Raw genomic sequence first — 15,728 nt, 5'->3', positions numbered from 1 at the left:
TGCAGTATTTATTTAAATCCAACAGGCAGTTTTGATTTTTAGGGACTATGCTAAGTAGCATGCGCGGGCAGTAGCCCAATAACAATAAAAGATAATAACAATGGTATTGTACGAATTAATTCGCCGACATATTCAGATAAAGAAAAGGACCTTTATTGCACTGGGGTGCATTTCTGGTTTGGCCAATGCGTTGGTGCTTGCGCTGATCAACAACGTAGCAGCCAATATCTCTGATATTAATAAAGAAAATCATATTCTTTACTACTTGGTGCTATTTACACTGACGATTGCAATATATGGTTTCACTCAGCAAAGACTGATGACTAAAGCCGCGCAAATGGTGGAGCGTGCTATAGACAAATTGAGAGTCGATCTGTTTGAAAGCATTCGTCATACCGAGCTGTCAACGCTAGAGAAAATCGGCAAAGAGCGGATCTTTAATACCATCAGCAAAGAGCTACAGACCATATCTCAATCGGCGCAGCTGTTTGTGATCATTGGTCAATCCATCAGTTTGGTGTTTTTCACATCTCTCTATATTGCCTGGCACTCTTTTGTGGCGTTTATGGTTATCTCGACACTGATTTTGGTCGGCGCCAGTATTCATCGTTTACGTGCCAATGAAATCCAGCGCAACATGCGCATTTCTTTTGAAAGCGAAAACCAGCTTATTCAACGCTTGTCTGATTTGCTCGATGGCTTTAAAGAAGTAAAGCTCAGTGAGCCAAGAGCGGAAGATTTAGAACATGAATATCGTCGCGATTCGAATCGTGCAAGGCGTGCAAAAACCAAAACCCAAACCTTGTTTGCGACCGACTTTATTCTGTCGCAAATCACCTTTTTCGCAGCGACAGGCGCGATGGTGTTTATCGTCCCTATGCTCTCTGACGTGTATACCGATGTGGTCATTAAAGTTACCACCGCATCGCTATTTTTAATCGGCCCTATTACCAGTATTGTTGGTGGGATCCCCGTTTTCACCACCGCAACAGAGGCGGCGCAAAACGTCTTAGCATTGGAGCGCGATTTAAAAAATGTCCAAGATGAGCAAGAGGTTAAACGACCTGAACCAGCTGAAAGCCTAACCGCATTCAATGCCATCACCTTAGCGGGGGCGTTTTATCAACATCAGAAAAAATCGAGCGATCGTCCGTTTGCTGTGGGGCCGGTGGATATCACCTTTGAGCAAGGAAAAACCACTTTTATTACCGGTGGTAATGGTAGCGGTAAAACAACGTTTATCCGGATGTTGACTGGCCTTTATGAATTACAGAGCGGACAAATCCTTTTGAATGGTAAAGCGGTTACTGAAGACAATCGCCTTGCTTATCGAAGCTTATTCACAGCCGTTTTTGCGGATTTTCATTTGTTCCAGCAGCTCTATGGTATTCGTGATTTGAGTACTGAAGAAATCGATGAATGGTTGGACTTTTTAGAGATGCGCGCCAAAGTGGCTATTCAAAATGGGGCGTTTAGCACCATAGATTTATCATCAGGCCAGCGTAAGCGCTTAGCACTTTTGAGTACCATTTTAGAAAATCGTCCCATTTACATCTTTGATGAGTGGGCGGCAGATCAAGATCCTATCTTTAGGCGAAAATTCTATGAACAAGTGCTACCTCGTTTAAAAGCGCGTGGTAATACCATTATTGCCATCACTCATGACGATGCCTATTTCCATTTGGCCGATGTGCACTTAAAAATGGAGGAAGGTCAGTTGTTAGCACACCACGACAGTGAAAGTAATGGAGTACCATCATGAACATTAATATTTCAGGGGATTTTGCATTACTCGTCGCCGGCGGCTTAATACTGGCACTGATCCTATCTAATTTGCTCATGCGGGTGTTAAAGCGTTACAAGCCCAAGTGGCATAAGCGTATTTTGTCTTGGCGTTTTCGTGCTGGTGTGACGTTGCTTATTTTATTATTTATCGCCGTTGCATTGGTCAAAGTCATTTTTATCAAGGTTGATTCGGGACAAGTTGGGGTACTGTGGAAGCGCCTTGGCGGTGGTACGTTCGTAGAGCACCCATTTTATGAGGGCACGGTACTAGTTTACCCTTGGGACACATTGACGATTTATTCGAGTCGATTCCAAACCGCGACCACAGAGATCCACGCCATTACTTCCGAGGGGCTTAGGATCAAAATGGAAATAACAGTGAGGTACCGTCCTGTTGTGGAGCATATTCCTTACTTACATAAGTTAGTCGGGACTGACTATCTTGATGAAATTGTGCTCCCTGAAGTTGCATCAGCGGTTCGCATGATCGTTTCTGATTATACTGCTGAAGAGGTCTATGCTCATCAGCGCTTAAAGATCCAAGATCAGCTATTAAGCACTGTGTTGAGAGAAGTTCAGCTACAAGAAAAGTCGATACTCAAACAAGAAAAAAGCGAAATGCAAGGGCATAATTTGGTGAATTTAGACGATATGCTTATTCGTCAGGTTGATATTCCTGAAGGCGTGCATAGTGCGATTGTTGCGAAGGTGAATCAAATGCACTTATACCAAGAATATAAAATGCGTTTAGATGTTGCTGAAAAAGAGGCTGAGCGAAAGAAAGTGGAGGCTCAGGGGATAGCCGATTTTCAAGAAACGGTGAGTGGCGGGATCTCTGAAACCTACCTAAGATGGCGCGGCATAGAAGCAACCATAGAGTTGGCGAAATCTAATAACGCAAAAGTGGTGGTAATAGGCAGTGGTAAAGATGGCCTACCGCTGATTTTAAATACAGAGGGAGGCGCACCGACTCTACCTGCCTCGGGCAATCTAAATACTACGGATCCACAAAGTCAAGAGCCGCAAACGCCGAATGCCAGCAAAAAACCTCAATAGCGGCAACTAGGTTTACACAGCTTGCTTACCACTCATCAGTTGTGAGCAAGCTGCTGCGCTACTCTGGCAGTGCGTGGTTTTACTCTGTGCGCTATTTTCGATCAAACTCAATAAACCCTTCATTGAGCATATTCTTATGGCGGTGATGTAGGCATCGGTAATAGCCACTCATCGAATTATTAGTGACTTTAGATAAAGTTAGCTTGGCCGCTCCAAGACAAAGCCCTGCCAGTGCTTCTACCTCGATATCAATAAAGTTATCATCGTGTTGCAGATGCCCAGTGTTAAATTCAGAGTGTTTAATCGGTGTGATTGAGCGCAGTAAGTAGCTTTCCAATTCAGCATGACCATCCTCACGAATATAAAGGTTGACCAAGTAATTATTCGTCACTGAAAGGTTTTCATTTTTAGTATAACCAATCCAGTCCCCTGCAAACCCAGATTGTCCGGTGAGAGGTTGTCGTTTACGTACATTGTTGACATAGGTATCGAGTACGGCAAGGTCTTCCACTCGGTGGAGCTTATAGCTCTGAACTTTGGGGGCGTCGCTGTAACCTGTGGGATCTAATTCAGTAACGTGTAGCTCATCCCATATGGGGTCTAAAAAGGTGCTGAGACTTCTTGAATTATTCTGTTCGCCTGCCATGGTGATATGACAAAAGTACTTGTCACACTTTATGTCCTTATCAGTAAACTTATAGTAAACACCATTACTTAGCGCCGATGAAATTGATGCATGAATAAAACCGTGGGACCCCTGTTTACTTATTCTCAGCGCAGTGATCTCTTTGTTTATATCATTACTTAAACCAACCCAAATACCGACTGGTAACTGATGGTCTTGGGCTTCTTCAATAGTCTTGTCGTCAGCCAAAGAGACGCAAGCGGTTAAGGCTAAAATAAAGTAAATGAGTCGACAAAGCATATTTGTTGTTTTTATAGGAACTTTATTCAGTAAGAATATAGAAATTAGCCGCTCAGTGCTATCAATTTAAGATGGGGAGGATGATACGCAACGCTGCATATCACCCTGCTGTTATTAGAACAATTCGGAAGAAAGCTCACGAGATTGCGAGTTTTGATTTATATGCCAAGTTTCGACAAGACGAGTCGTACCGCCCGAGTTTTTACAAATTAGTTCTGTTACCAGCACTTTATAAAAACCACTGTATTTAGCCTCGCCCGCAACATTCAAGACATCACTATAAAACCCACCTTGATGTCTTTTATTGAAAAATTCGGGGTTACCACTGACATAGTTGGTTTTACGGCACTGGCCTTGATGCGAGTTGTTATTAATATTAATCAAGCCAGTATATTGAACATCTGCAAAATATCCTGGGCCATTGCTCGGTGTTTGCCAGTCAGCCACCGTGATTTCACTTTGCCATACAACGGCGGGAGCCTTGGGTATCTTGTGATATACAATTGCTTCTTCACCTGAGGGTAAGGTGCAGCTGAGTTTAACCGACTTTTCTGTCAGCTTATGTTCTGCAGGCAGTGGACCAGAAATAAAAGGCGCGTTGAATGTGAGAGGAGCAATCAAATCGCCAGTTTGTGTATTAACCACTTCAAATTGATGGCACTCATCCACCGCTAAGCCGCCTGTGAGCGCATTAAAGTACTCAGTTGTGCCTGCACGAGCTGAGATAAACTCAACAGGTGCGCCCTGATACTGGGAATGATCTCCCGCACCATCCTGATCATAAAATACCTGAGTAGCCAAAGCGGAAGTGGAACTACAAGCCAATACCATCGCAAGTAGTCGAGTGTTGAATATAACCATAGTTTTTCCTTTACAGTTTTGTTTGTTTTTCATTCAGTTCCAATATAAGGTAAGTGTAATTTAATGCAACTTTTTGATTTTTCTGGTTTTAGCAACTATCTAATTACTGCAACTACTATCAGGATTGGTATGTGAAGTGAATATAAATGCTTAGAGTTTTGCCAACGTTAGATGAATGGAGTTCAAGTGGGTCGAGGTTCTAGTTATTAGAGAGGAAGTGGACAGCATGTTGATATGGGAAAATCATTTCTATTCGCCAACATTAGGTAAAAAGCTTTATGCGCTTATGACTTTTCCAGTTGTAAGTTATGGGACGTGGAAGAATCTACTATTTTCTAGCCTCATTTTGGTGTTCTTGAAATGCCGGATATTGTTGCTGGCTAATCATAATTTACCGTTTTAAATTGCAGAGTAAGCGTTCGCTTTTTTGCAAAAACTATTTTTGATTTGCAGAATGTAGAGCTGCCAACGCCTATTTTTTGAACTTTTCACATGGCACTATCAACAATTCAGTAGGAAAATACCTTTGCCAATAGCCCGGTTTAAAAATAAACAGGGCTATTGATAGTATTAATTTTCTTTATTCTGCTCTACCTTCTCTAATGCATTAAGTAAGGTTTCGAATTCGTTTTGCATCTTGTCGATATTTACATCTAAGACGCTGTACCAAGTATAACCTAAATCATCAGTTGCCTTTATTTGCCCCCGCTCACACATAACATATAATGTTTTGTCATAGCTGATTTTTGGCAGAGTTTGAGTGCAACTTTTGCTTGCTTTACCTTTTGCTATCCATTGTTTAGGATTATCGCTACTTGCATACATGACTCTCAGTTCGGACTTAGCGTTTTTATGTTCCTTGTAGTAAGCAATGTTTATCAATGAATGGTCTTTTCTCACCACCGGCAAGCTCAGTTCTACATTATCATTACCGAACAGGTTGTTAGCATTTTTCTTCACTACTACCCATTCAGATTCAGGTGTTAGCTTATAGACAGTATCACCTACACCGTCCCATTGACTTACCTCGATTGCGAGCAATTCGCTACCAGGAAGTTGTATCAACTCCTTTAATTCGAGTGCTTTTTCCATACTCCATGTATTAGTTGCTTGTTGATATACATGTAATTTATTGTCGTTTAGGATGTTTAATTGGTTATTACTATTAAAGAATGGAAATATACCACCATTTTGTACCAACCAATCATTGCTATTCTTTCTTTTGTATTGACCAATTTGATTCCACTTATCTTTAATATCAAAGAATTGGTAAACAGTATATTGCTTTGCTGATGCGGTTAACGCAAATGATTGGTTCCCATTATTTGCCATCCATACAATTGCCTGATCAGTTTCAACAGGTTTGATCTGGCGCCAATTTTTTAAGTTACTATCTGAGTAATAAAGCTCGCCTTTTTCACCTGCCAAAGCGATCCCTTGGTTCAATTCAATGGCGCTAAGCAATTGAATATTGGTTGGTAGATTTACAGCATCCCATGTACCCTTGTGATTTAGAATTCTGGCCTGTCCAAACCTTGAAGTGATGATAGCTTTACCAAATTTATTTAAGGCAAAATGACTACTAGGGAAGGCATTTTCGCGGACAAGTTGTGCAAGGGAGGAGCGCAAGGAGTCAAACTCGTCATTTTGCCATTGTAATTCTTTGTTCGCGTGTAATTGTTGGGAGGCTACTGGGTAATGATGTTTGATAAAATCACTCATATTGATAGCTTGATCTAATCGAGTAACGAATGCTTTATTGCTAGAAGTTGAATCCCAGAAGGACTTTTCTTTTATGCTTTTTAACGGTTGAAAAGCGATAGAGCCAAGGTTGGTGGTAGTATTTTGTTTTATCTCGAATTTACCTGCTAAATAATTTACAGGCATTGAAATCCAAGACATGATTTCACCATTACTAAAGAAGCTATAAAGTGAAGCAACAACATACTCTCCTTCAGGCAATGATCCAACGAATACTTGACTTTCTATGAGCCCTCGGGAGTGAGGTGTTAAAGTGTAAACGTCCGGATCCCACTCTACTTTACTTTCATCAAACGCTTTGTTTTTTTGTACGGCTTTTGCTTTTGCCTCTTCGATAGCGGCCTGTTTTAATGCATCACGATTGTCTAGCCTAAGCACTATGAGCTCGGACCAACCTTTGTGTAAAGGAGCTAGTCTATCTACATTGTTAATTACTTCAACAGACACCATGCCATGTTGCTGAGGTAGAGGGGCGTTACTATTCAGGTTTGCCGTTTTAAGTTCATAAGTGGCGCATCCAGATAGGTATAGTAGAGTTATTGAGAGTAAGATTAGGCGAAACATATAGATCCTTACATTTACTTTATTATTTTCATAAACAACTAATTATGTACCTAATTCAATACTAAGTGTCTATATAAATAATTTTAAATGAAGGATTAACTGGAAGTTTAGCAAATGGTGGCCCCACCTGGACTCGAACCAGGGACCTAACGATTATGAGTCGTGCGCTCTAACCAACTGAGCTATAGGGCCATTTTGTGTTTTTGCGCGTTATATTCGTCCATGAAGCGTGGTTCCGGTCTCGGATTCAACGCTCAAGGTCGCTGCGCTAATATCCCTTCGCTTCCTCGACGTAAACTTTCTTTGAAAGTTTACCCAACTGAGCTATAGGGCCATCTGCTGTAGTAATTTAAAGGTAAATCACTGAAAGCGCAGGCAGTATAAAAATTTTTAACAGGCTTGTCACTATTAAAACGTGAAAAAGTCGGGACTAATGGATTGATCGCTCAATATTAAGCCAATGTTGTAGCGGTTAGGGTGTTGAGCTGTTCGGATCATTAAAATGGCGAGGTAGGTATTGGTCTGGTTTTACAGTGTAAAAAAAATAGAGTCACTTAGAATTCGGGTTGGATTTTTGCTGTAAATACAAGATGAGCAAGCAGTAACGTTCGTTGGTAGTAGGGCAGAGATAAAAGAAGCCGGTAATTAGCCGGCCTCTTTTAGGAGAACGAATTAGGTTATTGGTGCATGCCTAGTTTTTTCTCTAGGTAGTGGATATTCGTGCCACCGTTTTGGAAGTTCTCGTCTGACAAGATCTTCTTGTGAAGCGGGGTATTGGTTTTAATCCCGTCAATTACTAGCTCATTTAGTGCGTTTTTAGCACGAGCGATTGCAACATCACGGTTCTCACCATAAGTGATTAACTTACCGATCATTGAGTCGTAATGTGGCGGTACTGTGTAATCAGCGTAAATATGGCTGTCCCAACGGATCCCAAGGCCACCTGCTGGGTGGAAGCGTGTGATTTTACCCGGTGAAGGGATAAAGCTCTCTGGGTCTTCTGCGTTAATACGGCACTCGATTGCGTGACCACGGATCACCACGTCTTCTTGTGTGATAGAAAGCGGTTGACCAGCAGCAATCTTAAGTTGCTCTTTGATTAAGTCTACGCCAGTGACCATTTCTGTTACTGGGTGCTCAACCTGAATACGGGTGTTCATTTCAATGAAGTAGAACTCGCCGTTTTCGTATAAGAATTCAAACGTACCTGCACCGCGATAGCCGATTTCGATACATGCACGAGTACAGCGATCACCAATGTATTTACGCATTTCAGCTGTGATCCCTGGTGCAGGTGCTTCTTCCACTACTTTTTGGTGACGACGCTGCATTGAACAGTCGCGCTCACCTAAATGGATTGCATTGCCTTGGCCGTCAGCGAGTACTTGTACTTCGATATGGCGTGGATTTTCTAGGAATTTCTCCATGTAAACCATGCCATTACCAAAGAACTGCTTGGCTTCTTGTTGCGTCAACGCAATCGAGTCAACAAGCTCTTTTTCGCTACGAACGACGCGCATACCACGACCACCACCGCCACCTGCGGCTTTGATGATAACAGGGTAACCAATACGCTTGGCGATCTGCATGTTGCGATCGTTATCTTCTGTTAACGGGCCATCAGAACCAGGAACACAAGGAACACCAGCTTTTCTCATTGCTTCAATAGCAGAAACTTTATCACCCATTAGACGAATAGTGTCGCCTTTTGGACCGATAAAGATAAAGCCACTTTGCTCAACTTGGTCAGCAAAGTCGGCATTTTCAGAAAGGAAACCGTAACCTGGGTGAATAGCAACCGCGTCTGTGACTTCTGCCGCCGCGATAATACGAGGAATATCAAGGTAGCTTTCGCTTGCCGCAGGTTTTCCGATACAAATGGTTTCATCCGCAAGAAGAACATGTTTTAGGTCACGGTCAGCTGTTGAGTGCACAGCAACCGTCTTAATACCTAGCTCCTTGCAGGCACGCAATACACGAAGTGCAATTTCACCTCGGTTTGCAATGACTACTTTATCTAACATAACGTTGACCTTCTGCGTAATTATTCGATGATGAATAGCGGTTGGTCGAATTCTACTGGCTCACCGTTTTCAACTAGGATTGCTTTAACTACACCAGCTTTATCTGATTCGATCTGGTTCATCATCTTCATGGCTTCAACGATACAAAGTGTGTCGCCAACATTTACCTTTGAACCTACTTCAACGTATGCCGCTGCTGTTGGAGAAGAAGCTGTGTAGAAAGTACCAACCATAGGAGACTTAACTTGGTGACCTGCTGGTGCGCTGCTTTCTGCTGGTGCTGCTTCTACTGCTGCAGGAGCCGCCGCTGGTGCTGCTGGTGCAGGTGCCGCTGGAGCTGCCATGTATTGTTGAGGTTGTGCATAAACTGGTGCGCTGCTGTGGCGATTGATACGTACTGACTCTTCACCCTCAGTGATTTCTAGCTCTGCAATACCTGATTCTTCTACTAGCTCGATAAGTTTTTTGATCTTGCGAATATCCATACAATGACCCGCCTGTTAGTTAATTTGAGTTATTTTGTTTTCGCAATTGCGCTAACGCTGCATCAAATGCAGCGCGATAGCCCAACGCGCCTAATCCACATATCACGCCTTCCGCCACATCAGAAAAATAAGATTTGTGACGAAATGGCTCTCTGGCGTACACATTGGTGATGTGTACTTCATAAAAAGGGATGTCCACACTGAGTAAAGCGTCTCGAAGGGCAATGCTTGTATGGGTAAATGCGGCGGGATTAATGATAATCGCATCACATTGTTCATATTGAGCGTGAATAGCCTCGATTAGCTGCGCTTCACTATTACTTTGAATGTGTGACAAGCTGACTTGCTGTGCTTCTGCATATTCAGTTAATGCGTCAACAATTTCGTTGAGAGTCTGCGTGCCGTACTTGTGCGGCTCACGGCGACCTAGCATATTTAAATTAGGGCCGTTTACTAATAAAATCTTTAATTTTGCAGACATATTACGCGAACTTCCTTTAACTAAAGCATTAGCCAAAAATTTAGACTGTATGGCTTGTTAACTTAAGCCGAATTCCAGCAAATAGCAAATATTTCTCCATTTCGTGGAGTATTATAGAGAGTTCGAGGTAAATAGCAGCAAAATACTGGTCTAATGAGAAGGGTAGAGGGGCAAATAAGTTTGCCCCTAAAATGGTTACTTTGCGTCCTGCTTGGCCTTTTCTAGGTGGGCAGCAAAGTCTTTTGCGTCTAAGAAGCCAGTGATGCGGTGTGTTGGCATCTCATTACCTTGGCTATCAAAGATTAAAATAGTCGGTAAACCAAACACCGTAAATGCCTCCATGATCTCTTGAGTGTTGTCATTGGCTTTGGTCAAGTCGAGCTTTAATAGCTCGTAATCTTTGAACTGTGCTTGTACTTCAGGTTTTGGGAAAGTGTATTTCTCAAACTCTTTACACGCGACACACCACTCTGCGTATAAATCAACGATAGGCACTTTGCCTTTGGCATTGGCCTCAGCAACGGCGACTTTGAGTGCAGCTAAGTCAGGTAGTAACCTAAACTTCTGCTCTCCCGTAACGACCTCGGCTTGAGTCGATGTCGTACTTACAATAGCTGCAGGTGCTGGAAACAGGCTTGTTTTTAATGCATATAAGCCAACAATAAACAGAGTGATCGCAAAACCCCACAATGTGGTTTTACCTTTGCCTGCCTGTAATTGGCTTTGCCAATAATGCAAGTAGAGTGCTGTCGCTACGGCGAGGCCACCGGCCAGTGAGATAATCACTGTCGCATCGAGTATACGCTCTAGAAGGATAAGCGGTACGAAGAGCATCACAAAACCAAATAGCGTTTTGACCTGATCCATCCAGCCTCCTGCTTTTGGCAATAATTTTCCACCTGAGGTACCTAGCAGTAATAGCGGTAAGCCCATGCCCAAGCTAAGTGCGTATAGTGTTACCGCGCCCACCACATAGTCACCACTTTGCGCGACAAATAATAGCGCACCAGAAAGTGGAGCTGTGGTGCAGGGCGATGCAATAAGTCCAGATAGCACACCCATTATGAATACGCCCCAGTAATTGCCGCCTTTTTGCTTGTTACTGAGCTGAGTGAGTTTATCCATCATGCCGCTAGGTAAACGAATTTCGTAAACCCCAAACATAGATAGCGCGAGTGCGACGAACAATATACTAAAGCTGATAAGTACCGCAGGATGCTGCAAGTAGCCTTGAATTTGGCCACCGAAATACGCAACGACTAACCCAAGCGCCGCGTAAGTGACCGCCATACCTTGCACATAAACAAAAGATAGACAGAAGGCTTTTTTAGTCGAAAGGCCTTGTTGACCAGCGATGAGGCTCGACAAAATAGGGAACATCGGGAATACACAAGGGGTAAACGCAAGGCCAATACCCAGGCCAAAGAACGTCAAAATATTCGCAAGTAAGCTGCGTTGCATTAGCTGCTCAGTGAAAGACAAATTATCGTTATCCACAGAGGTGCTTTCGCTTTGAGCTTCTGCTTTTGTTTCAGGAGCTTTGGTGGACGTGGCCTTTGGCTTTTCTCCCGCAATCGTGCTTAACGGCACTTCTACAATTTCTGGCGGATAGCAAAGTCCAGCTTCGGCGCAGCCTTGATAGCGTATTTTTACGATTGCACCTTGCTCGATATTACTGAGCTTAGAGATAACAGATAAGTTATTGAAGTAGACTTCAGTGCGACCAAAAAACTCATCTTCAATCATCTTTCCTGGTTCAAGCTCCGGCACTTGGATGTCGGCTTGTTTAGCGATAATTTGAAGATTCTTCTTATATAAGTAATAGCCGTCGGCGATGTCCCAACCTACAAACAAGGTGTTGCCTTGCTGGTCAAAATCGAACTTGAATGCTTCTGTTACTGGTAAAAAAGTCTGTTGTTTAGGAGCCAGTAAGCTGTCTAACACCGCATTGTTTGCTTGTGCGGGAAACCACATCAGCAATGAGAAAAGAACTACTAAGAGTCGCATTACAATAATACCTCGTCCATCCATTTGAAATAAGCTAAGTTGCCACTGGTGACGTCCACAACTTGAATTTCTGGGACATCATAACTGTGTAGTTCACGAATAGTGGTCATCACTTGCTCTAGTTTTTCGGATTTTGTCTTGATTAACAGCTTGGTCTCTTGTGCATGTTCAACCTGACCTTCCCAAACATAAATAGATTCCACTGCTGGGATTAGGTTCACACAAGCTGCAAGTTTTTGCTCTACAAGTTGCGTCGCAATTTTACGCGCTTCTGCAACTGAATCGCATGTAGATAAGACGAGTTTATATCTTACGCCCATTGTCATTTCCATTTTAGGGTTAGTAATGGCATCTTAGCGGATAGCTCCTCTTTTCTAAAGCGTCTTACTTGTATCGCTTGAATTAAGACCTTAGCACCCATATTTATCTTTCGTAGATTTGGAGAAAGTATGTTTAGATTCTTATTTATTTTATTTATCGCTATTCCGATTATTGAAATTGCTTTGCTGATCCAAATCAGCGAGGTGATAGGCGGTTTTGCTACCATTGCGCTTGTAATTGGTACCGCCATTTTAGGGGCAAGACTGGTTAAACAGCAGGGTCTTGGCGCTTATGTCAACGTACAGCAACAGATGTCTCGTGGGCAATTGCCTGCACAAGATTTATTTACCGGTTTGTGTGTGATCATTGCAGGTGTGCTATTGATGACGCCTGGGATCATGACCGATGTATTAGGCTTTTTACTGTTAACCCCAGCCGTTAGAAAAAAGCTGGCGCAGTCGCTTTTAGCTCATGCCACCGTAAGAGTGCAAACAGGCATGCACTCAGGTCAGTCACCGTTTGCTAACCAATCACGCGACGAACGTCCGGATCAGCAGGAAGAAATTAGAGATCCATTTAAAAATCAATCGGGTAGAAATTCTTCAACAACGATTGAAGGTGAATACGAAAGAAAAGACTAAATTTTTTTGGTTTTTTCTCTTGGGTTTTAATTTGCCCATCCCCATAAATGAAAGCAATTAAAATTGCGTGTGTTAACCACAACCTGTGGATGTAACACCGCCTTAAAAAAGCATTATTTCTGTCATTGTTCAGAAACTGTTAGGAGAACTATATAAATGAACATTCGTCCTTTACATGATCGCGTCATTGTTAAGCGTCTTGAAGAAGAAACAAAGTCAGCTGGCGGCATTGTGTTAACTGGTTCTGCAGCTGAAAAGTCTTCACGTGGTGAAGTGGTTGCAGTAGGCAACGGCCGCGTGTTGGACAATGGTGAAACTAAAGCACTACAAGTAAAAGCTGGCGACACAGTGTTGTTCGGCTCTTACATCGAAAAAACTGAGAAGATCGAAGGTCAAGAGTACCTGATCATGCGCGAAGATAACATCTTAGGCATCGTAGAATAATTAATACTTTTTAGTTTAATCGACAACAGAATTTAAGAGGAATTTATAACATGGCAGCTAAAGAAGTTCGTTTTGCAGGTGACGCTCGTACAAAAATGCTAAAAGGCGTAAACGTCCTAGCAGACGCAGTAAAAGTAACACTAGGTCCTAAAGGCCGTAACGTTGTTTTAGAAAAGTCATTCGGTGCACCAACTATCACTAAAGACGGCGTATCTGTTGCGAAAGAGATCGAGCTTGAAGATAAGTTCGAGAACATGGGCGCACAAATGGTTAAAGAAGTTGCGTCTAAAGCAAATGACGCGGCGGGTGACGGTACTACCACTGCAACTGTTCTTGCTCAAGCTATCGTGAACGAAGGCCTTAAGTCAGTTGCTGCGGGTATGAACCCAATGGACCTTAAGCGTGGTATCGACAAAGCAGTTATCGCCGCAGTTGAAGAGTTAAAAACGCTTTCAGTACCTTGTTCAGACGCAAAAGCGATTGCACAGGTTGGTACTATTTCAGCTAACTCTGATAAAGAGATCGGTGACATCATTGCTGAAGCAATGGAAAAAGTAGGTCGTGAGTCTGGTGTTATCACTGTGGAAGAAGGTCAGTCACTACAGAACGAACTAGATGTAGTTGAAGGTATGCAGTTTGACCGTGGCTACCTATCACCATATTTCATCAACAACGCTGAAAAAGGCCAAGTTGAGCTAGATAATCCACACATCCTTCTAGTAGACAAGAAGATCTCAAACATTCGTGAACTTCTACCTACATTAGAAGCAGTTGCTAAAACAAGCAAGCCGCTACTAATTATTGCAGAAGACCTTGAAGGTGAAGCGCTAGCAACTCTGGTTGTAAACAACATGCGTGGTATTGTGAAAGTTGCAGCGGTTAAAGCGCCTGGCTTTGGTGACCGCCGTAAAGCGATGCTACAAGACATCGCAATCTTAACTGGTGGTACAGTTATCTCTGAGGAGATTGGCCTTGAGCTTGAAAAAGCAACAGTTGAAGACCTAGGTACAGCTAAGCGCGTGGTTATCACTAAAGATGACACAACAATCATCGACGGTGCAGGCGAGCAAGAAGCAATCGATGGTCGCGTATCACAGATCAAAGCACAAATCGAAGAAGCGACTTCTGACTACGACAAAGAGAAGCTACAAGAGCGCATGGCAAAACTTGCAGGCGGTGTTGCAGTAATCAAAGTTGGCGCAGCAACTGAAGTTGAAATGAAAGAGAAGAAAGACCGCGTTGAAGATGCACTACACGCAACTCGCGCAGCGGTTGAAGAAGGTGTAGTACCAGGTGGTGGTGTTGCACTAGTTCGTGTAGCGAGCAAGATTGAGTCGCTAACTGGTGACAACGAAGACCAAAACCACGGTATTAAAGTGGCACTTCGTGCGATGGAAGCACCACTTCGTCAAATCGTTTCAAACGCAGGTGACGAAGCATCAGTTGTGGTTAACGCAGTTAAAGCTGGCGAAGGTAACTACGGTTACAACGCTGCAACTGGCGAATACAGCGACATGATTGAAATGGGTATCCTAGACCCAACTAAAGTAACGCGTTCTGCACTACAGTTCGCAGCATCAGTAGCAGGTCTTATGATCACTACAGAAGCGATGGTTGCTGAAATTCCGAAAGAAGAACCTGCTGCTCCAGATATGGGTGGCATGGGCGGAATGGGTGGAATGGGCGGCATGATGTAATAAACATCACCTCCTAAGCACTACACGCTTTAGAAAACCCTAACAGATTGATGTTAGGGTTTTTTTGTGTCTGAAATTTGCTAAAGCGCCATCAATTTAGGGGGATAAAGTGGGGTATCGATTTAACGCCCATGTGTTATTTTTTAGAGTGGAAAAAGTGCGCTGCAAAGTTTTGTATTACTTTCTTTTACTGCCCCATGTTAAAGGAAGTAGGCAGCTGGATTAGAAAAGTTGAGGTTCACTATAAATACATTGATGGTAAATATTGTTACTTTTCATGGTTTTATAAATTAAAGTCAAGATAAGTAACTGATTTATATAAAGAAAATCATAAGGTGGTAATTGAAAAGAGTATTTGATAATCAATGTAAAATATTTACTTTCTTCTATTGAGTGGGAGCATCATGCAGGGTAAATAGCTGTGGCTTGATGGGGAGATCAAAGAGCGTAGAGATAGAGCTACTCGATTGCTTGTAGTCGTAAAGACATTACTTTGATTACATCCGGTTGAGAACGATTTACCTTAACCTCGGTCTTACTAACTATAGCTAACTTGAAAGCTGGCAGAGTGGCAACTTGAGCGCTAGCAGTTGTGATTCCTTAAGCGTGCTTTAACTTTGTTTTTAATAGCTCCAAAAATCTACACTGTTTTGAGAAGCATTGATCTAGAGTGGAA

At 42.7% G+C, this 15,728-nt stretch carries 13 protein-coding genes and 1 tRNA gene; 5 read left to right on the top strand and 9 right to left on the bottom strand.

All coding sequences use genetic code 11. From position 1 onward, the window contains the following. Nucleotides 1-100 precede the first annotated feature (100 nt). Nucleotides 101-1,762: a cyclic peptide export ABC transporter gene (locus tag DRB05_RS22140; protein WP_128728838.1), complete on the top strand. Its 1,662-nt coding sequence runs from the start codon at nucleotides 101-103 to the stop codon at nucleotides 1,760-1,762. Beyond that, complete coding sequence (locus DRB05_RS22135) at nucleotides 1,759-2,841, top strand: prohibitin family protein (RefSeq protein ID WP_128728837.1); 1,083 nt, start codon at nucleotides 1,759-1,761, stop codon at nucleotides 2,839-2,841. The genes DRB05_RS22140 and DRB05_RS22135 overlap by 4 nt, the downstream gene beginning before the upstream one ends. 91 nt (nucleotides 2,842-2,932) lie before the next feature. On the opposite strand, the gene DRB05_RS22130 is transcribed toward DRB05_RS22135, so the two are convergent. The 9 genes from DRB05_RS22130 to cutA all read right to left on the bottom strand — a co-directional run bounded on the left by DRB05_RS22130 (nucleotide 2,933) and on the right by cutA (nucleotide 12,269). Continuing rightward, nucleotides 2,933-3,766, bottom strand: a complete 834-nt coding sequence (locus tag DRB05_RS22130) for a hypothetical protein (protein WP_128728836.1) — start codon at nucleotides 3,764-3,766, stop codon at nucleotides 2,933-2,935. Between the two features lie 114 nt (nucleotides 3,767-3,880). Then, nucleotides 3,881-4,627 (bottom strand): hypothetical protein, encoded by a 747-nt coding sequence (locus DRB05_RS22125; RefSeq protein WP_128728835.1) that lies wholly within the window; start codon nucleotides 4,625-4,627, stop codon nucleotides 3,881-3,883. A gap of 570 nt (nucleotides 4,628-5,197) precedes the next feature. Continuing rightward, on the bottom strand, nucleotides 5,198-6,952 hold the full coding sequence (locus DRB05_RS22120) for a hypothetical protein (protein ID WP_128728834.1): 1,755 nt from the start codon (nucleotides 6,950-6,952) through the stop codon (nucleotides 5,198-5,200). 115 nt (nucleotides 6,953-7,067) lie between these two features. Next, nucleotides 7,068-7,144: transfer RNA gene (locus DRB05_RS22115), tRNA-Ile, on the bottom strand. Nucleotides 7,145-7,629: 485 nt separating this feature from the next. Then, nucleotides 7,630-8,976: an acetyl-CoA carboxylase biotin carboxylase subunit gene (gene accC / locus DRB05_RS22110; protein WP_128728833.1), complete on the bottom strand. Its 1,347-nt coding sequence runs from the start codon at nucleotides 8,974-8,976 to the stop codon at nucleotides 7,630-7,632. A gap of 20 nt (nucleotides 8,977-8,996) precedes the next feature. Next, on the bottom strand, nucleotides 8,997-9,461 hold the full coding sequence (accB, locus tag DRB05_RS22105) for an acetyl-CoA carboxylase biotin carboxyl carrier protein (protein ID WP_017217207.1): 465 nt from the start codon (nucleotides 9,459-9,461) through the stop codon (nucleotides 8,997-8,999). 19 nt (nucleotides 9,462-9,480) lie between these two features. Beyond that, nucleotides 9,481-9,942, bottom strand: coding sequence for a type II 3-dehydroquinate dehydratase (gene aroQ / locus DRB05_RS22100; protein ID WP_010368763.1), 462 nt, complete (start codon nucleotides 9,940-9,942; stop codon nucleotides 9,481-9,483). Between the two features lie 195 nt (nucleotides 9,943-10,137). Further along, nucleotides 10,138-11,949, bottom strand: a complete 1,812-nt coding sequence (locus DRB05_RS22095; protein ID WP_128728832.1) for a protein-disulfide reductase DsbD — start codon at nucleotides 11,947-11,949, stop codon at nucleotides 10,138-10,140. Continuing rightward, nucleotides 11,949-12,269, bottom strand: a complete 321-nt coding sequence (cutA, locus tag DRB05_RS22090; RefSeq protein WP_128728831.1) for a divalent-cation tolerance protein CutA — start codon at nucleotides 12,267-12,269, stop codon at nucleotides 11,949-11,951. Before cutA ends, DRB05_RS22095 begins: the two co-directional genes overlap by 1 nt. Nucleotides 12,270-12,398: 129 nt before the next feature. Between cutA and DRB05_RS22085 the strand changes: the two genes are divergently transcribed. From DRB05_RS22085 to groL, 3 genes are all read left to right on the top strand, one after another. After that, a complete protein-coding gene (locus DRB05_RS22085; protein WP_128728830.1) occupies nucleotides 12,399-12,911 on the top strand; it encodes an FxsA family protein in 513 nt (170 codons plus the stop codon). 156 nt (nucleotides 12,912-13,067) lie between these two features. Continuing rightward, nucleotides 13,068-13,355 carry a co-chaperone GroES gene (locus tag DRB05_RS22080; protein ID WP_010368755.1) on the top strand — a complete coding sequence of 96 codons (288 nt, stop codon included), beginning with the start codon at nucleotides 13,068-13,070 and terminating at the stop codon, nucleotides 13,353-13,355. Nucleotides 13,356-13,405: 50 nt separating this feature from the next. Then, the gene (gene groL, locus DRB05_RS22075) at nucleotides 13,406-15,052 is read left to right on the top strand and encodes a chaperonin GroEL (protein ID WP_128728829.1); all 1,647 of its coding nucleotides are present in this window, start codon (nucleotides 13,406-13,408) and stop codon (nucleotides 15,050-15,052) included. Nucleotides 15,053-15,728 lie beyond the last annotated feature (676 nt).

The sequence above is a fragment of the Pseudoalteromonas sp. A757 genome, from assembly GCF_004103285.1.
GTDB classification, from domain to species: Bacteria; Pseudomonadota; Gammaproteobacteria; order Enterobacterales; family Alteromonadaceae; genus Pseudoalteromonas; species Pseudoalteromonas galatheae.
This window is presented reverse-complemented; position numbering and strand designations above follow the sequence as displayed.